The sequence below is a fragment of the Lewinella sp. JB7 genome (assembly GCF_024297185.1).
In the GTDB taxonomy this organism is placed as follows: domain Bacteria; phylum Bacteroidota; class Bacteroidia; order Chitinophagales; family Saprospiraceae; genus Neolewinella.
On sequence record NZ_JANCTD010000004.1, the window covers coordinates 1 to 18026 of the forward strand.

Here is an 18026-nt window from a genome sequence, read left to right on the forward strand (position 1 = left end):
AAACCAGTGTCGCTCCCGTCCGAAAACGGGCTCTCGTGGTATTCGTTAATTCTACGGCGTTGAACCTCGCCTGCCATTGATGTCAAAGATCGTTGCGTCGGCAGGGAACCAAATCCCCTCGTTCTCAGCGCATCAGCCCCCTATGGGCCCACACCAAAAACACCAACTTTTCTATTCGTTTTTCGCCTTGCTTCCAAAGCGGCTGCAAAAGTACAGCAAGTTATTTTCCCGTGCAAGTTTTGAAGCAAAATAATTTCATTCGCTTCCCCGCCTACCCGGTCAAAATCCCCCGCTCGTTCGCCGGGGCCGCAAAGGTAGCATCACCCACTCCGTTCCTGCAAGCCCTCCGAAACATTTTTTCGAAAACTTATCTACAAGCCGAAGCCTCCCCCCGGGGCGATCCGTCCACCGCGCTGCGGCCGTTGCCGCAGACGCCTCGGGGGCGGAAGTCTTCACTATAGGGGGAACGCCAGTGGCCTCTGAAAGACCCGGCGGGTGCGCGCACTTATCGTTTGCGGGATGGCAAAGATAAGGTCCCGGACGGAACCCCTGCAAGCTCCCGGCCAGGTTTTATTTCATGGCTCCTTGTTTAATGGACTGCTCCCGCGTTCCCGCACAAAAAAAACCCGGCCTCCCCTTGGGGAAGACCGGGCAAAGTGGTGGGTACCCGAATAGCGGGAACCTGAGCTGATTTAACCTTCTTTAGTCTCTTTGGTGGGTAAGGGAAGGCTAAATCGGCACGTCGGATCAGACGGAGGCGGGCTTGACCGTCTTTACGATCCGGGCGGCAACCTTATAGGGGTCGGCCGCGCTGTTGGGGCGACGGTCTTCCAACCAACCCTTCCAGCCCCGTTCAACGGTAGCGATGGGGATGCGGATGGAGGCGCCGCGATCGGAAACCCCGAAGCTGAACTGGTCGATGCTCTGGGTCTCGTGCTTGCCGGTCAGGCGAAGGTGGTTGTCGTAACCGTACACGTTGATGTGCTCCTTTACGTAGGGGCGGAAAGCCTCGCATACTTTCTCGTAGTCTTCCCGCTTACCGCTGTCGCGCAGGAAGGAGTTGGAGAAGTTGGCGTGCATGCCCGATCCGTTCCAGTCTCCCTGGAGGGGCTTACAGTGGTACTCGACGTAGACGCCGTACTGTTCGGCGGTGCGTTCCAGGAGGAAGCGCGCCATCCAGATCTGGTCGCCGGCTTCCTTGGCCCCCTTGGCGAAGGTCTGGAATTCCCACTGTCCGGGAGCGACTTCGGCGTTGATGCCTTCCACGTTGAGGCCGGCATCGAGACAGGCGTCGAGGTGCTCCTCGATGATTTCGCGTCCGAAGGCGCGGCGGGCACCTACCGAGCAGTAGTAAGGACCCTGGGGCGCGGGCTGGGAACCGTCGGCGGGAAACCCGAGGGGCTTGCCGGTTTCGGTGTCCATCAGGAAGTACTCCTGTTCGAAGCCGAACCAGAAGTCCTGGTCCTCGTCGTCGATGGTGGCCCGCCCATTGGAGGAGTGGGGCGTACCGTCGGAGTTGAGGACTTCGGTGAGTACGATGTAGCCGTTCTTGCGCTGGGGATCGGGCACGATCATGACGGGCTTGAGCAGACAGTCGGAGCTGCCGCCTTCGGCCTGGTTGGTGCTGGATCCGTCGAAGGACCACATGGGGCAATCGTCCAGCTCGCCGCTAAAGTCGGCTTCGATGCGGGTTTTGCAGCGCAGGGTCTGCATGGGCTCGCTGCCATCGAGCCAAACGTACTGGAGCTTATACTTAGTAGCCATAAATGAAAATTGGGTTAAATCAGAAATTAAGGAATGTGGGGCGGGACCGCGGGTGCGGGCGATTTTTGGGGAACAGCCGTGCGACCGGGCATCCGTCCGTTGGTGTGATTGGGATTAGAAGGAGTATACACCGGCCAGAAAGATGGCCAGGGCGCTGTCGTCGTCGGCTTCTTCGCCGAAGGTAAAGCCGTTGCTACCGGTATCGAAGCGGATTTCCGGGATGATCCGCAGGGGACCGACTTCGATATTACCGCTTGCGGTAAGGGCCAGGACACTCGGTTGGTCGGTATCGTCCCCGTCCACCGCGGTATTGGCAAAGTACTCGCCCCGCAGCGACAAATCAAAACCCTCGCCCACGCCGACGGTAGTATAGAGGGCCGTGCCGAAGAAGCCACCCGCGTCCGTACCGTCTACGCTGGTCGCGTAGTTGCTGGCGTTGAGGCCGAACATCAGGCTTTCCGAAGCCTCAAAAGTCGCGGTGAGGTCGACCTGAAACTCGTAAAGGTCGTCTTCGGTATCGTTGACCATTTCGCCCTCGGCGTCTTTGCCGTACAGCACGTTCAGGTAGGCGGAGAGTCCACCGGCTTCGGCGCTCAGCTGACCGCCGAGGTGCTTACCCGACACGACGTCTAACTTAGAGTCCGTATCGTTGAAGATACCCACCATGGCTCCGAAACCGTCCGCGATGGCTATATCCACTTTGGCGCCCGTGTGGTAAAACGGTCCGTTGCTGAAGAGGTAGCTCATGCTGTAGTTCATGTTTGCCGGGGCGTCGATGACTTCGTAGCCGACAAAGGTACCGAAGTTGCCCAGGGTGAAGGTGAGGGCGTCCGAGGGGGAGTAGGTCACGTACAACTGCTGCACGGTCGAGGCGAAGTTGGTACCGGCGACTCCGAGATTGCTGTCGCTGTTCGCGGCCACGGCGCGGGGACCGAAGCCGATCTGCCCGACGAAGCTCACCTTACCGAAAGACTTTTCGGCCAGCAGGTTCACGTTACCGATGCCGAAGGTGTTGGCATAATCGGTAAAGGACGATCCGAACACCAGGGGTGCTTCCTCCGCGCTGCCGGAGTTTGAAAGATTAGCCTGGTAGTAGGCATCCACGTAACCGGAAAACTGGAAGGACGGCTCTTCCTCCTCTTCTTCGCTGGCCACGACCTCCGGGTCCTGGGCGAACAACGGGGCGGTGAAGAGCAGCAGGAGTAAGACGAACAGGGGTTGAGTAGTAAGTTTCATATTCGTTGATTTTGGGGGTAATTGGGAGGTCGAATCGGTGGCCCTTACGGACTAGTCGCTAGTGAGTTGGAATACGCCGTCCTCCTTGGATAGCGTGTAGGCGTGCATATCGTGCTCCCCGAGGTCGAGGCCGCGGATCTCCTCTTCTTCTTCGACCCGGATACCCATCAGGGCCTTCAGGGCACTGAAGATCATGAAGCTGGTGGTGAAGGAGAAGGCGCCGACGGCGAGGGTTCCGACCAGCTGGGTCACGAATTGTCCCATACCGGCACTCGCACCGAAGAGGCCTACGGCGAGTGTACCCCAGATGCCACAGACACCGTGTACGGAGGTAGCACCTACGGGATCGTCCAGGCGCAGGGTCTTATCGAAAAAGACGATGCTGAGCGGGATGATGATGCCGGCAATCAGGCCGATGATGATGGCCTCCGCGCCCGTCATGAGGTCGGCGCCGGCCGTGATTCCCACTAGGCCACCCAGAATACCGTTGAGTACCATGGACAGGTCGTAGGATTTGAACAGCACGTAGCCCATGAAGAAGGCGGCTACGCCCCCGGCGGCGGCGGCCAGGGAGGTCGTCACGAACACGAGGCTTACGCCGTTGGGGTCGGCACTTAGCACGGAACCTCCGTTGAAGCCGTACCAACCGAACCACAGTAGGAATACTCCGATGGCCGCCAGCGGCATGCTGTGTCCGGGAATGGCGGTCACCGTTCCGTCCGAACGGTACTTACCCCGGCGGGCGCCGAGGAGAATGATGGCGGCGAGCGCGGCGAAGCCACCGGCGGCGTGTACCAGGGTGGAGCCGGCAAAGTCGTAGAAGCCCATGGCGGAGAGCCAGCCACCGCCCCACTGCCACATGCCCGTGATGGGGTAGCTGATGGCTACGAATACGGCGGCGAAGATGAGGAAGGGAACCAGTTTGACCCGTTCGGCGACGGCACCGGAAACGATGGTGGCACAGGTCGCGGCGAACATGGCCTGAAAGATGAAGTCCGAATATCCGGTGTAGGTCGCCCCGGCCTCGGCGGCGGCGGCGTAGTCGGCGGTAGCTCCGGCGGCCCAGTCCATGACGCCGAAGGCCCCGATGAACCCACCGGCGTACTCATCACCGGGGTACATCAGGTTGTAACCGACGAAAAAGTAGGTCAGCAGCCCGATGCTGATGATCATGGAGTTTTTGAAGAGGATGTTGACGACGTTCTTACGCTGAACGAAGCCGGCCTCGAGGCTGGCGAAACCGAGGTGCATGATGAAGACCAGACAGGTCGCCACCAGGATCCAGAGGTTGTTTACGGTGAACATTGCTTCCATAGCGGGATGGTTGAAAAAGTTGTTTGGGGTGGTTAATGCCTATTGCTCAGGCGAAGGGTACCCCCGTCCGGATCCCGGGGACGGGAAATCGGTGCCCCCGCGTAGCGGGGAAGGGGTGGATTATATGGGGGAAGCGGAACGGTCAGTCCCGCGGGGTGATGCTAGATGGCGCTCTCGTTTTCCTCACCGGTACGGATGCGAACGATGCGTTCGAGATCGTACACGATGATCTTGCCGTCGCCCACCTTACCGGTGCGGCCCGCGGAGGAAATGGCACCCACGATGGCGTCCACTTTGTCTACGGGAGCCACGATGTCGAGTTGCAGGCGGGCGATGTAGTCGGCGTCGTAGACGCTGCCGCGGTAAGTCAGCTGCTCGCCGCGCTGAAGTCCGAAACCCTTGACTTCACTGAGGGTGAAAAAGTTGACGTCGATGGCGGCCAGTGCATCACGGATGCTTTCGAAGCGCGACAGTCGTATGATAGCTTCAATCTTCTTCATGGAAGTAGTTATCTTTAGGCCGCTACGTGGTCAGCGACGGGCCCTAAAAGAGGTGATGTAAGAAGTCTATCCGGTTGGGGCTAAAAGAAAGGTTGGACGTCTCCTTCTCCTTGTCTGCTACAAAGATGCCCCCCTCCACGTCAGGGCACGCAGCGAACTAATTTGGCCATCTGTCATGCCTAAATGGGCTGTCATTTTAGCTATTTGCTGATTTTCAACCGGTTAACTCACTCCGCTTCCCCATGCCAACGGCCGTAAAAGACCAGCTGTGGCGGCTCGTTAAGTCGCTTTCTAAAGCGGAAAAGCGCAATTTCAAGCTCTACGCCACCCGCGCCGGCTCTACGACCGACAATAAATTCATTCAGCTTTTCGACGTGATCGACCGCCTGGACCGCCCGGACGACGCGGCGGTCACCAAGCGGTTGCGCCTGAGTTCCGGGCAGTACTCCAATCTCAAGCGCCACCTGTACCAGCAAGTGCTGACGAGCCTGCGGCTCATTTTCATCAATAAGGAGATCGACATCGAACTGCGCGAGCAGATCGACTTTAGCCACATTCTCTACGGCAAGGGCCTTTACCTGGACGCCCTACGGTCCCTGGAACGGGCCAAGGGGCGGGCCGTCGAACACAACCGCGACCTCCTGCACCTGGAAATTCTGGAGTTTCAGAAACTGATCGAAGCCCGCCACATCACGCTGTCGCGCCAGGTCGACAACAAGATGGACTTGCTACTGAACGAGTCGGCCGAACGCAGCTACAGCGTCCTGAACACCAGCGAACTCTTCAACCTGAACATTCAGATCCACGGCCGCTACATCGAACTGGGTCACAGCCGCACCGAAGTTGACTACCGGGAGAACGAAGCCTTCTGGCACAGCATTCAGACCAAGCGCTTCGATCGCGACATCGTCACCAGCACCTTTCACCAGAAGATCAACCGCTTCCAGGCTTCGATGTGGTACCACTACATCCAACTCAACTTCGAGGACGCCCTGGAATCCGCGCTGAACGCCCTGACGCTTTTCCGCCTGAGCACCCACATGACGGTCAAGGATCCCGACCTCTACCTCCGCTGCCTCTACTACGTTTCGGTGTTCGCCTACCTGCGTGACGACGGCAGTCGCATGCGCCGCTACCTCGGGGTGCTGGACCAGTTCCTCGCCGACGAACTGGTGCTCCTCAACGAAAACAGTCAGCGCATCGGAGCCATATACCAGGCCCTCATGACCCTCAACCTCCACTTCATCGACCAAAACTGGAAGCAGGCCCGCCAGTACGGACGACGGTTGGTCACGCGGTACGCCTCCGGCGACTTTCAGGCCACCGAGCACCGGTGGGGACAGTTTCTCTACAAGCTCGCGGCCGCCTGCTTCGTGCTGCGCCACTACAACGAAGCCCTGGACTACCTCAATGAGATCATCAATATGAAGATGGGTATCCTCCGGGAAGACCTGTTGCTCAATACCCGTCTGCTCCACCTGCTCTGCAACTTCGAACTGGACAACCGCGCGCTCGTCGACTATCACCTCACGAACTTCACCCGGCAAATGCGCCGCAGCACGGAGACCGCCGACATCCACCGCATCGCCGCAACCGGGCTCCGAAAGCTCCTCAAAACGGTACCCGCCGAGCACGCCGACATTTACGAGCAACTAGACCGGGACATCCGCCGGACGGCCGCTCAGGACCCCTTCGAGTTCAAAGCGCTGCTCTACTTCGATCTCACCAAGTGGACCGGTTTACACCTCGCTCCGTCCCGCCCCGACTCGTCGCCCAGTTTCGAACCGGCCTCTCCGGCGGGGGATGCCTGATGCCCTATTGCCCGGCCGCGGGCCCGATGCGGCCGGCGGCGAAATCCAGGGCCAGCAGCGCCTTGCGGTGCTTTACCAGAATGTCGAGTCGCTTCACGTTCGCCTCGATGAAAGCCACCTCCCGATTATTTACCAGGAATAGGGAGCTTTCCCCGGCCCGGAAGAGTTCCCGCTCTCCCGCGAGCAGCCGGCCGTAGTCGGCGGCGTTGCGGGTCGCCAGGTCGAACTGGGCGACGGTCGTCCGGGCTTCGTTAGCGGCCTGCTCCACCTTCACCCGCAGCGCCGCCCGTTTGTCGCTGAGTTCCAGTTGGGTTTCGCTGAGCTTGATCCGCGTCAGCTGCAGTTTTCCGCGTTCCTTGCGTAGGAGCAACGACTGGCTAAAGCTTATTCCCCACTTGTAGTTACTGGCGGAGTATGCTTCCAGCGGCTGGGTGCTTCCCCCGGCTACGAGGGCATTGTATTTCAGGTCCAGCCGTGGTTTGAGTTGTTCCCGCTGCAGTCGCTCGTCAATTTCCAGTTCACTTACCTTCAGGCGGGTCCGCGTCAGTTCGGGGTTCTCCGCACCGGGGTCGGGGGTTGCCGGCAGGATTACCCGCACGGTAGCGGGATCGGGGGGGCGGGTGTCTTCTTCCAGTTCGAGGGGCACGACGCCGTCCAGCCACAGAAAGGCCTCCAGAGCGGTACGCGCATTGATCAGGTTCAGTTCGGCCTCCGCAAGGCTGAGTTGACGGTTCTGCAGCAGGATACTGGCCTCGAGCGTATCGATCGCCGGACGGTCGCCCAGTCTTGCTCCGGCGACCACCGCGGCGTAACGGGTGCGTGCCAGTTCCACCGCTTCGGCGTAGATCCGCACGGCTCCCTGCGCGCCCGCCCATTCCCAGTACCGGCTTCCCGCCGCGTACAGCAATTCGTTCAACTGGATAAGCCGGTCGGCCTCGGTAGCGCTGCGGTACAATTCGGCCCGCCGCAGTTCCGCCCTGCGCTCGTCAAACAACAGGCCCCGGGCCAGCGATACGGAAAGCCCGGCGGCAAAGAGCCCGTCGTCCGGCACCGTCCGCTCGGGGTTCAGGTAGTACCCGTCGTTGCGCTCGTAGGCGGCGCTGAGCTCCACGCCAAACCAGGTGGGCACCTTCAGGCCCGCCTCCCCCACGCTGTAGTAGCGGGTGCCCTTGAAGTATTTCTGCGCGAGATCCCCGTAGAGTTTCGGATCGAATCCACCGCGCGCCTGTTGGAGCAGGGCCCGGGCCCGCTCGCGCTGCAGTTCGGCCCGGACGGCCAGGGGGTGATGGTCGGCCACCCAGTTCAGGAGGTCGTTTTGCGTCAGCGTATCGGGGAGATCCTGCGCGGCTACGGGGGCGGCCAGCAGGAAGAAAAACAGGGCGAGGTACTTCACGACGGACAACTTATTTGGGTACCTTCAACTTAGGCGGGGCCGCGGGAGCAGTGGAAGTACCGGGAGCGTACAGGTCCGGTGGGAAGCCGTTGATCTGTCGCCACAGTTCGTACCAGATGGGGACATCCTTCAGCAGCACCAGGGCCGTTGCTCCGGATCCGGCGCGTAGGGCGTCGGGCCAGGGTTCGTCCGTCGGATCGGGCGCTACCATGACCCGGTACTGGCCGCTCGCGTTGATGGTGCGGTCGATGGCCACGACCTCCCCCAGATAAGTGCCGTAACTCGTGTTGGGCCAGCCGCTGAATACGATGGCGGGCCAACCGTCGAACTGAATGTTGACCTGCTGACCGGCGCTGAGGAGCGGCAGGTCACGGGGGCGTACGTTGATCTCCACCGCCAGCTGGTAATCCGCCGGTACGATGGTTACGACCTGCTCGCCGGCGCTCAGGTTTTCCCCGAGGCCCGCGGCCATGATCTGGGTGATGTATCCGGACTGCGGCGCGCGCAGAAAGTACAGATCGGTACGGCGTTCGTAATTGCTGTATTCGTTTTCCAGCTTGACCAGGCCGGCTTCCGTGTCGAACCGCCCGGACAGGGCCGAGTACCGTTCGGAATTGGCCTTGGCCAGGTCATCCCGTAGTTTGGCCTGAATGGCATTGAGTTCTACCCGGGCGTTGAGCACCTTATTCCGGGAAGCCAGGAGGCGGTTCTCAGCACTGATGAGGTCGGCCTGGGCCTTCTGGTAAGTCAGGCGGCGATTCTCGAGTTCGGTCAGCGATTTAAGTCCCTGGGCGTATAGCTCTTCCATCCGCTCGAACTGCTCGCGGGCAACCGCGGCCGCCAGGCGGGAGGCTTCCAGGTCCATACTGTCGCTGGCAACCGTGAGCTCCGCCTGACGGACCTGGTTGCGGGCCTGTTCGGTACGCAACCGCCCGGACTCCCGCAGCGCGTTCATCTGGTCGGCCAGGGCATCGATTTTTGATTGGTAGGACTGCACGGACATCTCCTTCGCTACGACCTGGCTGCGGGTCCGGTCCAGCAAACTGGTGTCGAAGTACTGGTCTTTCGTCTCCGTCAGCCGCAGGATGGTATCGCCGGCGGAGACGAAATCGCCCTCTCGGACGTACCATTCCGCGATCTGCCCCCCGATCACGGACTGTACCATCTGGGGGCGTTGGTCGGGCCGTAGAGTGGTGACCGTGCCCGTGGCCCGGATGTGCTGCGTCCAGGGCAGGAAGAGACAAATCACGAACAGCACCGAAAAGATCATGAGCAGCCGCAGCAGGACCCGCCCGGAACGTCGTTGTTCCACGGCCTGCAGCGAACTTAACCGTTCGCGGCTGACGTGCTGGTTGACTGAATTGTAGGAGATGTTCAGCATATCGCGGGGACTAGATGGTTGGGAGGCGGGATACTATGACTCCGTTTTTCAGCTTGATCACCCGATCGCAACGGGAGGCCAGGTACTTATTTCCGCTGGCGGCGATGAGCGTCCAGGGGTGCTGACGATCTACCAAAAAGTCAATAATCTCGTGACGATCGTCGCGGTCGATGGCCTCCAGGGATTGTTCCAGCAACAGCAGCCGCGGACGGTCGGCGATGGCCCGGGCCAGCAGCAGGCGTTGCACGATACTGCGCGACAGCTTATCCCCGGTCGGGTCGAGTTTTGTCTCGTAGCCCGCCGAAAGGTTACGAATGGTCGGGGCCAGGCCCAGGCTTTCCACCGCCCACTGTACGTTGGCAAAGGTGGCCCGTTCCCGCCCCATGGTGATGTTTTCCAGCACCGTCCCCTCGAAGAGTTCCCCCTGTTTGAAGCAGGCTCCGATGATGGCGTGCAGTTCTTCCAGTCCCAGGTTGTTCCGCGGCAGACCGTTGTAGGAAAGCGATCCTTCGCTGATATCGTACAGCCCGGCAACGAGGTGCAGGAGCGTGCTCTTGCCCGCACCGTTGGGACCCGAGATCATTACCCGCTCCCCCGCCGCTACGGTCATGTTCAGATCACTGATGGTGGGTGCATTGGCGCGGGGGTAGCGGAAGGTGACCCGTTCCAGTTGTACGGTCAGTCCCTCCGTAGATTCGATCAACTCGATGGGCGAGCCCTGCACCTTATCGTCCAGTTCCAGGTCCGTGATCTGCCCGATTTTTTCCAGGCCGGTGAGTACGTCATAGATGGTCTCCAGGGATAGGATCAGCTTCTCGACGGATGCCATGACGAACAGGATGATGATCTCGGCGGCTACGAACTGACCGATGTTCATCCGCTCTTGCATGACCAACAGGCCCCCGATGGCCAGCAAGCCCAGGGCAACGATCACCTTGAAAATTACGAGCAGCCCGTACTGACGGATCAGTACGGTAAAGTGGCTTTCCCGCGCCTCGAGGTAGCTGTCTACGTGACGGTCCATTCGCTGCAGGGCCATGTCCGTTTTCCCCGCCAACTTGAAGCTGCTGGCCGTCCGGGCGAGTTCCTCCAACCAGTGTACGGCGGCGTATTTGTACTTCGACTCCCGCAGGCTCGTCTCCAGCCCCCGCCGCGCGGTAAAGAAGAAGATCAGTCCTACGAGTACGATCAGGATCAATCCGAATACGATGAAGAAGGGGTGGTAAACGGAAAGCAGCAGCAGACCGAAAATGACCTGGAGGCTGGCCACGGAGAAGTCGATGAGGATCTTCGACAGCCCTTTCTGCACCGTGAGCACGTCGAAGAAGCGGTTCATCAATTCCGGTCCGTAGTAATTATAAATCACGTCGGTGCGTACGCGGGGAATGCGGTAGGCAAACTCGAAGGCCGCCCGGGTAAAGATCTTTTGCTGCAAATTTTCCACCAGGCGCATCTGCTGAATCTGCAGTACGCCGATCACCGCAATACCGAAGACCACCAGGCCTACCAGTACGAGCCAGGCGGTACTGGGCCTCCCCCCCATAATGAGGTTGACGATGGCTTGGATTCCGAGCGGTAGCGACAAATTCACTACGCCGGCGAATAGGGCATACACCCATACGTTGCGGACCTCCCTGCGGTCAGGTTTCAAAAGACGCCAGAATCGTTGCAGAGGAGTAAGCGCGGATCGCAACTCGGCCATGGGAGGGGGTTTAACGTCGGAAAGTCAGGGCGGAAAAGTAAAAAACGAAGGACTGCCGGGTTGGTTCGCGACCACGCTTCCGCGATCGGGAACGAACGGCGCTACGGTATTGGCACGACGTCGACTCGGCCAAATAACCTACGGCCTAAAACAATTGTTTCCCCTGGCCCCGGGCAAATCATAGTCCGCGGGCCAAATCTGCCATGATGTCCGCCGGAGCTTCCAGGCCTACGCTCATGCGTACCAGTCCGTCGGTGATGCCTACGGCGGCCCGTTCCTCCGGGCTCAGTTTACTGTGGGTGGTCGTGGCCGGGTGGGTCAGAATCGTACGCGTATCCCCCAAATTACTGCTGCGGGTACACAGCACCGCGTTGTTCAGCAGTCGCTGGGCCGCCGCGACTCCGCCCGCCAGTTCGAAGGTCACGATACCGCCCCCGGCCCGCATCTGCTTGCGGGCCAGCTCGTACTGGGGGTGGTCTTCCAGGAAGGGATAATGAACGGCGGCAATTCCCGGCTGCTCCCGTAGCCACTCGGCCATCAGTAGGGCCGACCGGCAGTGCGCATCCATGCGAACGTGCAGGGTTTCGAGGCTCTTCGAAATCACCCAGGCGTTAAAGGGCGACATGGCCGGACCGGTGTGCCTGCAGAAGAAAATCACTTGATCCATTACTTCCTCGGTTCCCAGCAAGAGTCCACCGAGTACCCTACCCTGCCCGTCCATCCACTTCGTCGCCGAGTGGGTGATGAGGTCGGCGCCGTATTCGGCGGGGCGTTGCAGGTGGGGCGTCGCGAAGCAGTTGTCGACGATGAACAGGAGGCCGTGGCTCCGACAAAACCGCCCGGCTCGTTCGAGATCCACGAGCCGCAAACCGGGATTCGAGGGCGTTTCGGTGACGAACAATTTAGTTTCCGGGCGGACCGCGGCGTCCCACTCGTCCGGGCGGTCGGGTTCCACGTAGGTGAAACTTACTCCCCAGCGGGGCAGTATTTCAGTCAGGATCTGGTGGGTACTTCCGAATACGGCGCGGGTGGCAACGATGTGATCGCCCTGCCGCACCAGTGCCGCCAGACTGGCAAATACGGCGCCCATTCCGGAGGAAGTGGCGAAGCCGGCCGGCATACCCTCCAGGGCGCAGGCTTTCGCGACGAGCTCGTCGACGCTCGGGTTGTTGTAGCGACTATAGATGATGCCCTCCCCGCTACCCGCGAAGGTATCGGCCATCGCTTCGGCCGAGGGAAAAGTGAAACTGCTCGTCAAAAACAGCGGAGTACTGTGTTCGCGGTACTGCGTTTGCTCCATTTGCCCGCGGATGGCACGGGTTTCGGAGGCCTTAAGTTCGTTCATTCGTCCTTGTTAGAAAGGACAAAAGTACCTATTTCCGGGTAGCCCGGGTATCGTAAGTGCTCAGCGTTTTGCCGGTGAGCACGTCCGCCTCGGGACCTCCCTCCAGTTGAATGTACACGTCCGTCTGGTACTCGGAGGAGTAAAACTCGATGCGCATGCCTTCGTCCGTAGCCTTCACCGAACGCAGGGTAGTCGTGCTTCCTCCGGCGACAAAAGCTCCCGCCAGTCCTTCCTCCGTTTCGGACAGGGTCAGGGTACCGGTGACGGTACCTCCGGGCGTATCACTTATCGTTACTTCCCAGTCTCCGGCGTAGGTGGCCTGCGGGGTCGGGGGGGTCAGCGTCTCCGCTACTACGGGGGGCGGGGCGGCCGTGGTCCTGGTGGAAGAACAGCCCATCATCAGCAGGGCGAATAAGATTAGCGTGTAGCGCATAGTGGTAAGAATAGCTGGTTTGGAAAGCACCAAATTAAGCTCTCCGGCCCATATGCGGGCGCCCGCTTTTCCGCTTACGCCGACCGTCCGTCCCGAAACGCGATATCCATCGCGGCGCAAATCTTCGCTACTCCCTCCTGGAGATCCGACTCGGAATGCGCGCTGCTCACGAAACCCACCTCGTAGCCACTCGGCCCCAGGTACACACCGGTCTGCAGGAGTTCGTGGTGAATAATCTTGAAGTATCGCATGTTGGCCGCATCGATCTGATCGGCCCGCTCGATGCGGTCGGTGCCGAAGGCCAACCAGAAGATCGAACCGACGTGGGGTACGTGCAGGGGGTAATTTCGTTCGCGGGCGTAATTCTCCACCGCGGTGGCCATTCGGTGGGTACGGTCGGCCATTCCCTCATAAAATCCGGGAGCCAGGCACTGTTCGAGGGCGGCCAGTCCGGCCGCCATAGCTACCGGGTTTGCGGACAGGGTACCCGCCTGGTAGACCGGGCCGACCGGTGCGATGTAGTCCATAATCTCCCGGCTGGCTCCGTAGGCCCCCACCGGAAAGCCTCCGCCGATCACCTTGCCGAACGTGATGATGTCGGGAGCTACCCCGTACAGGCCGGCGGCACCCTCGAAGCCCACGCGGAAGCCGGAAATCACCTCATCGAAAATCAACAGGACATCGTGTTTCCAGGCCTTCTTGCGCAGGCATTCGAGCCACGATTTGTCCTGAATGAGCAGGCCGTTGTTGGCCGGAATGGGTTCCACGATGATGCAGGCGACCTCCCCGGCGTTGTCGCTGAGGGTGCGTTCCAGCAGTTCGCGGTCGCCCAGGGGCAGGACCAGGGTGTCGCGGGCCACGTTTTCCGGAACGCCGGCGGAAGAACTCGTTCCGAAGGTGGCCAGTCCCGAACCGGCCTTGACGAGTAGACTGTCTACGTGACCATGGTAGCATCCGTCGAACTTAATAATCTTGGTACGCCCGGTGTAGCCCCGTGCCAGGCGTAAGGCAGACATTACAGCCTCGGTACCCGAACTGACGAACCGGAGACGTTCAACGTAGCGGTGGTTGTCCAGAATGAGTTGGCCGAGTTGGTTGCCGAGTCGATTGGGCGTACCGAAACTGGTGCCCCGCATTACGGTATCGATGACGCGTTCCCGGATGTGGGGATTATCGTGGCCGTGAATCAGCGGGCCCCAGGAACAGCAAAAATCCAGGAATCGGTTGCCGTCCTCATCCACCATGTGGCTGCCGTGCCCCTCCCGAATAAACAAGGGTGGACCGCTCACGCTACGGAAGGCCCGCACCGGGGAGTTGACCCCGCCGGGAAAGTACTGCTGGGCCTCTTCAAATAGGCGGGCGGACGTATCCCGCGGAATGCGCTGTTCGAATTCCATAATGATCCAATTTTGCGCAATGTTAGGCAAGCGCGGCTTAGCAGTAGTCGGATTTGCGTAAAGATGGGCGGGAAGTGATCTTCCCCACACCGCATTACTGCGTCCGGATTTTTCCGACCATTGAGAAATAATCAGTTATGTGACGAAAAATCGCCTTCTCCACGAACTTACGGCCTTCCGCATCCGCTCCACTTATACCTGGCCCGCGGCAACTGTGGTGAGTTGGGGCGTTTTTGTTCGTGTTTATATCCTGGATGCCAGCGATTTGTACACACAGATTAGAGAGACTAACCCGGTCCAGCAAGTAAGTCAGCGAGCCACATCCAACCGCCCCGTCGCGGCTCGGGTCCTATTATTAGTGTAAGTATTTGGATATCCACCCCGTAAATCCCACCAATGTCCACGCATCGAATTTTACTGATCGAGGACGACGCGACCGAGGCTACTTTAGCCCGGCGTACCCTTAATAAGATCGACCCCACTATCGAGGTGATTCGTCTGCAGGACGGTGCCCACTTTTTAGAATATTACGCCGACCACCAACCTAACGAAGATGTATCCCTGGCCATCATGGACTTGCACATGCCCCGCCTGAGTGGACTGCAGGTCCTCGAATCCTTGCAGGAGGGCGGTAGCCGCCCGGCCTTTCCCATCGTCATGTTTTCTTCCAGCGAGGACTCGCGGGAGGTCAGCAGGGCCTACGAACTCGGTGGGTCGGCATTCGTTACGAAACCCACTTCCGGCAGCCGCTACCGCGAGGTGCTGGAAAATATCGTCAATTTTTGGCTCTCCACTAACCGGAGGCGGTGATCTCCATCGAGTTATGGCTGATCACCCTGGCGACCAGCTGGTTCCTCTGCGGACTCATCTGGGTGGTCCAGTTAGTGCACTACCCGGCCTTCCGGTTCGTGGCGGATTTCCCTGCTTTTCACCGGCACCATACGGCCAGCATCGGTGTAGTAGTGGGTCCACTCATGATCGTGGAGTTGCTTGCCGCGAGCCTGGTGGTTTACCGCAGCGGACTGGCCTGGACGTGGCTGATTCCCTGGTTAGCCGTGGTGGCCATTTGGGGGCAGACTTTCCTGGTTGCCGTGCCGCTGCACCGCTCGCTGAGCGGCGGCCGGGACGAGGAAGCCATTGATAAACTTATTCTGGCCAACTGGCCACGCACGGTACTATGGACCTTCAAGGCGCTATGGGTAAGCGGACTGTTTGTGCTCCGGCCCTACTAGGCTTACCTTACACGGGTGAGACGACCCCGGCGGATACTTCCTTACGGCCCCGCAGCACTCCTGCTCGAATGGGAGCAACGAATCGCCACCGATATCAATCTTGGCGTACATGCCTATGCATCCGCCATCCGAATCCTTACCGGTGTCGCGGAATGCATTCCCGGCTATGCCTCCCTGTTGGTCCGTTACCGGCCGACCGAGATTTCCGGTTATGACCTCTGCGAACGACTGCTGGACCTACCCGTTCGTTCCGCAGGCGAGGCGGCCGGGTACTTACACGAACTGCCGGTGTGCTACGCTCATCCCTTTGCTCCCGACCTTCCGGGTGCCGCACGAAAACTGGGCCTGACCGATCAGGAACTCATCGCCCAACATACGGAAACCCGTTACCACGTCTACCTGATCGGGTTTCGTCCCGGCTTCGCCTTCATGGGGGAGGTGCCGGAAGCGATACGGATTGCCCGCCGGAGTTCGCCCCGTACGCGAGTACCGGCCGGATCCGTCGGCATCGCGGGTGGACAGACCGGCATCTACCCGGAGGAATCCCCCGGGGGATGGCAACTGATCGGACGCTGTCCCCTACCCCTACTTTCTGTGGAAGGGACTACCCGCCTGCGGGCCGGAGACCAGGTAAGCTTCCGCGCGGTAAGCGAGGAAGAGTATCATCACTTATCAGAATTTCCCTCCCCTTGGCCCGCTCGCTGACGCTTACCTGCTGCGGAAGTGGCGCCGGTGCCTACCTGGTGGATGGTGGGCGTGCGGGGTACGGGGACCGCGGCATCCCGTCCGGTGGCCCGGCCGACGCATTCAGCGCCCGTGCGGCGAATCATTTGCTCGACCAACCTGCTCATCACTGCTGTCTGGAAATCACCCTGCACGGCGGGCGGTGGCTCCTCGAGGGCACCGGCCAGATGGCTATCACCGGCGCGGATATGAATTGGCGTCTCAATGGTAGTCCGGTAGACCACCACCAGGTACACTACCTGGACGGTGCTTACTTACTGACGGGAGGGGTAGCTGCCCGGGGTTGTCGGAGCTACCTGGGGATACGCGGGGACTGGAATGCAACACGGATACTGGGCAGCGTAGAGGCGGGGCTACCCGGAACCGCCCGAGTGACGCGCGGTTTTACGGTCGACGTCATTTCCGCTGAGGAAGCTCCGTTCCGTAGTGACTGGCCACGCTGGGATGCCCTGACCGGCACCGCGGTGCTGCACGCACACCCCGGCCCCGAGTGGCCGTGGCTCAATGTACGGGAGCGGCAGTGGCTGCTGCAGTCGGTCTTTACCGTCGATGCTGACTCTAACCGCCAGGGGATCCGTCTGCGGACTCCGGCCGGCGAGTCGTTCCCCCTGCCCTCCATGATCAGTTCACCGGTCCTCCCGGGTACGGTGCAGCTGACGTCGAACGGACCGATCTTACTCGGACCGGAGGCCCAGACCGTGGGTGGATATCCGCGGGTGCTGCTGGTGAATAATCTGGGCGATGCCTACCAACTTCGTCCCGGTCAGTCACTACGCTTCCAGCAAATCTCCCGAGCGCCTGCTTAGGCGCCGGCGACATCGAAGCGGTCGAGTTGCAGATTCTCGATGATCGTGATCAGCTTCTGTGCGTACCGGCGATCGGTGGCGTAGCCGCAGGCCTTCAGTCCGTGGGCCCACTTGGAATAATCCGTACCGTGCGCTTTGAGCTTGGCGTACCGCGAGGAGTTGAGGAGCGTGCTGTGTTCCTGGAAACTTTCTTCCACCGAACCGAAGACCCGAAACATATCGTAGCGGGTGTCATCACCGTAGTTTCGACAGGTACAGCCCAGACATTTGGCGCGACATTTGATGCCGAAGTGGTTGTTGGAATTCACCGCCAGTTTGGAATCGCCGGCGTTGCTCTCCAGCAGACCCTGGGCCAAGGTGATGCTGGCCGGAATGCCGTGGTCCCTCATTTCGCGGCGGGCAATGGGAGCGTACCGCTCGACGTAGTTGCTCACCCGGCTGCGCTTGGCCTGAATGATGTGGCGGGGGAGTTTTTTCCGCTCTCCGTAATCCGGGCTCAGCACCAGGGTCAGGTTGCTGATGTGGGGAGCGGGATCGTCGGTGAGGGCTACGCTGGTGAATTCGTCCGGCCCGGAGACCGCGTCACTGTCCAGTGACCGGATCACGTTGCTTTCCCGGTGATCGGTAAGACTGGCGACCGCCCGCCGGCCGATGGTCGAGAACCAGGCTCCCAGACCGGCTTCGGATACGGATTCCTGTCGTACGGTGGGGTTGGGGTCATGCACGTCGACCCGTACGGCGACACCCCGGCTGACGCAGAGATAAATGATTAGCGCGATCAGCAGGATTTCGATACTGTAATGGACGGCATAGTCCATAAGTCGCGCCACCCGGCGGCCGAGATCGGAAGGTTGGGGAGATACTGGATTGGCAGGCATCCGAAAATTTTTTTAGCGTGGACGGTATCAGAAAAGTGTGGAACCTGCTGGATGGAAACGATGTTCTCCACAAAGATAGGTGCAAAATAA

16 protein-coding genes are annotated in these 18026 nt (G+C 60.2%); 5 read left to right on the top strand and 11 right to left on the bottom strand.

All coding sequences use genetic code 11. The features are described 5' to 3' along the window. Window positions 1–747: 747 nt before the first annotated feature. From NMA52_RS08235 to NMA52_RS08250, 4 genes are all read right to left on the bottom strand, one after another. Complete coding sequence (locus NMA52_RS08235) at window positions 748–1764, bottom strand: glutamine synthetase beta-grasp domain-containing protein (RefSeq protein WP_254827189.1); 1017 nt, start codon at window positions 1762–1764, stop codon at window positions 748–750. A 114-nt stretch (window positions 1765–1878) separates the two neighbouring features. After that, on the bottom strand, window positions 1879–3000 hold the full coding sequence (locus tag NMA52_RS08240) for an outer membrane beta-barrel protein (RefSeq protein ID WP_254827190.1): 1122 nt from the start codon (window positions 2998–3000) through the stop codon (window positions 1879–1881). Window positions 3001–3051: 51 nt separating this feature from the next. After that, window positions 3052–4314: an ammonium transporter gene (locus NMA52_RS08245; protein ID WP_254827191.1), complete on the bottom strand. Its 1263-nt coding sequence runs from the start codon at window positions 4312–4314 to the stop codon at window positions 3052–3054. 161 nt (window positions 4315–4475) lie between these two features. Continuing rightward, window positions 4476–4814 carry a P-II family nitrogen regulator gene (locus tag NMA52_RS08250; RefSeq protein ID WP_254827192.1) on the bottom strand — a complete coding sequence of 113 codons (339 nt, stop codon included), beginning with the start codon at window positions 4812–4814 and terminating at the stop codon, window positions 4476–4478. Between the two features lie 242 nt (window positions 4815–5056). Here NMA52_RS08250 and NMA52_RS08255 point away from each other — a divergent pair, with 242 nt between their 5' ends. Beyond that, complete coding sequence (locus tag NMA52_RS08255; RefSeq protein WP_254827193.1) at window positions 5057–6625, top strand: hypothetical protein; 1569 nt, start codon at window positions 5057–5059, stop codon at window positions 6623–6625. A 4-nt stretch (window positions 6626–6629) separates the two neighbouring features. On the opposite strand, the gene NMA52_RS08260 is transcribed toward NMA52_RS08255, so the two are convergent. The 6 genes from NMA52_RS08260 to hemL form a co-directional block, all read right to left on the bottom strand. Then, window positions 6630–8018 (bottom strand): TolC family protein, encoded by a 1389-nt coding sequence (locus NMA52_RS08260; RefSeq protein WP_254827194.1) that lies wholly within the window; start codon window positions 8016–8018, stop codon window positions 6630–6632. Window positions 8019–8028: 10 nt separating this feature from the next. After that, the gene (locus NMA52_RS08265) at window positions 8029–9399 is read right to left on the bottom strand and encodes an HlyD family secretion protein (RefSeq protein ID WP_254827195.1); all 1371 of its coding nucleotides are present in this window, start codon (window positions 9397–9399) and stop codon (window positions 8029–8031) included. A 10-nt stretch (window positions 9400–9409) separates the two neighbouring features. Beyond that, window positions 9410–11101 carry a peptidase domain-containing ABC transporter gene (locus tag NMA52_RS08270; protein ID WP_254827196.1) on the bottom strand — a complete coding sequence of 564 codons (1692 nt, stop codon included), beginning with the start codon at window positions 11099–11101 and terminating at the stop codon, window positions 9410–9412. A gap of 178 nt (window positions 11102–11279) precedes the next feature. Next, the gene (locus tag NMA52_RS08275) at window positions 11280–12446 is read right to left on the bottom strand and encodes a PLP-dependent aspartate aminotransferase family protein (RefSeq protein WP_254827197.1); all 1167 of its coding nucleotides are present in this window, start codon (window positions 12444–12446) and stop codon (window positions 11280–11282) included. A gap of 28 nt (window positions 12447–12474) precedes the next feature. Next, entirely contained in the window at window positions 12475–12879 is a 405-nt protein-coding gene (locus tag NMA52_RS08280) for a hypothetical protein (protein ID WP_254827198.1), read from the bottom strand. A gap of 74 nt (window positions 12880–12953) precedes the next feature. Further along, window positions 12954–14276, bottom strand: coding sequence for a glutamate-1-semialdehyde 2,1-aminomutase (hemL, locus tag NMA52_RS08285; RefSeq protein WP_254827199.1), 1323 nt, complete (start codon window positions 14274–14276; stop codon window positions 12954–12956). A 396-nt stretch (window positions 14277–14672) separates the two neighbouring features. Here hemL and NMA52_RS08290 point away from each other — a divergent pair, with 396 nt between their 5' ends. From NMA52_RS08290 to NMA52_RS08305, 4 genes are read left to right on the top strand one after another with little or no spacing between them, the layout of a single operon-like run. Further along, window positions 14673–15086, top strand: coding sequence for a response regulator (locus tag NMA52_RS08290; protein WP_254827200.1), 414 nt, complete (start codon window positions 14673–14675; stop codon window positions 15084–15086). Next, complete coding sequence (locus NMA52_RS08295; RefSeq protein ID WP_254827201.1) at window positions 15083–15508, top strand: hypothetical protein; 426 nt, start codon at window positions 15083–15085, stop codon at window positions 15506–15508. Before NMA52_RS08290 ends, NMA52_RS08295 begins: the two co-directional genes overlap by 4 nt. A gap of 15 nt (window positions 15509–15523) precedes the next feature. Continuing rightward, the gene (gene pxpB, locus NMA52_RS08300; RefSeq protein ID WP_254827202.1) at window positions 15524–16213 is read left to right on the top strand and encodes a 5-oxoprolinase subunit PxpB; all 690 of its coding nucleotides are present in this window, start codon (window positions 15524–15526) and stop codon (window positions 16211–16213) included. Further along, a complete protein-coding gene (locus NMA52_RS08305; RefSeq protein WP_254827203.1) occupies window positions 16198–17058 on the top strand; it encodes a biotin-dependent carboxyltransferase family protein in 861 nt (286 codons plus the stop codon). The genes pxpB and NMA52_RS08305 overlap by 16 nt, the downstream gene beginning before the upstream one ends. Here the strand turns inward: NMA52_RS08305 and NMA52_RS08310 are convergent. After that, entirely contained in the window at window positions 17055–17936 is an 882-nt protein-coding gene (locus NMA52_RS08310; RefSeq protein ID WP_254827204.1) for a glycoside hydrolase family 73 protein, read from the bottom strand. The two genes, NMA52_RS08305 and NMA52_RS08310, sit on opposite strands and share 4 nt — an antisense overlap. Between the last annotated feature and the right edge of the window lie 90 nt (window positions 17937–18026).

What these genes read in the sequence shown, in the direction of transcription:
- NMA52_RS08265 (WP_254827195.1), bottom strand. Translation starts at nt 9,399, where the DNA reads ATGCTGAACATCTCCTACAATTCAGTCAACCAGCACGTCAGCCGCGAA.
- NMA52_RS08280 (WP_254827198.1), bottom strand. Translation starts at nt 12,879, where the DNA reads ATGCGCTACACGCTAATCTTATTCGCCCTGCTGATGATGGGCTGTTCT.
- NMA52_RS08250 (WP_254827192.1), bottom strand. Translation starts at nt 4,814, where the DNA reads ATGAAGAAGATTGAAGCTATCATACGACTGTCGCGCTTCGAAAGCATC.
- NMA52_RS08275 (WP_254827197.1), bottom strand. Translation starts at nt 12,446, where the DNA reads ATGAACGAACTTAAGGCCTCCGAAACCCGTGCCATCCGCGGGCAAATG.
- hemL (WP_254827199.1), bottom strand. Translation starts at nt 14,276, where the DNA reads ATGGAATTCGAACAGCGCATTCCGCGGGATACGTCCGCCCGCCTATTT.
- NMA52_RS08255 (WP_254827193.1), top strand. Translation starts at nt 5,057, where the DNA reads ATGCCAACGGCCGTAAAAGACCAGCTGTGGCGGCTCGTTAAGTCGCTT.
- NMA52_RS08290 (WP_254827200.1), top strand. Translation starts at nt 14,673, where the DNA reads ATGTCCACGCATCGAATTTTACTGATCGAGGACGACGCGACCGAGGCT.
- NMA52_RS08310 (WP_254827204.1), bottom strand. Translation starts at nt 17,936, where the DNA reads ATGCCTGCCAATCCAGTATCTCCCCAACCTTCCGATCTCGGCCGCCGG.
- NMA52_RS08240 (WP_254827190.1), bottom strand. Translation starts at nt 3,000, where the DNA reads ATGAAACTTACTACTCAACCCCTGTTCGTCTTACTCCTGCTGCTCTTC.
- NMA52_RS08270 (WP_254827196.1), bottom strand. Translation starts at nt 11,101, where the DNA reads ATGGCCGAGTTGCGATCCGCGCTTACTCCTCTGCAACGATTCTGGCGT.
- NMA52_RS08245 (WP_254827191.1), bottom strand. Translation starts at nt 4,314, where the DNA reads ATGGAAGCAATGTTCACCGTAAACAACCTCTGGATCCTGGTGGCGACC.
- NMA52_RS08235 (WP_254827189.1), bottom strand. Translation starts at nt 1,764, where the DNA reads ATGGCTACTAAGTATAAGCTCCAGTACGTTTGGCTCGATGGCAGCGAG.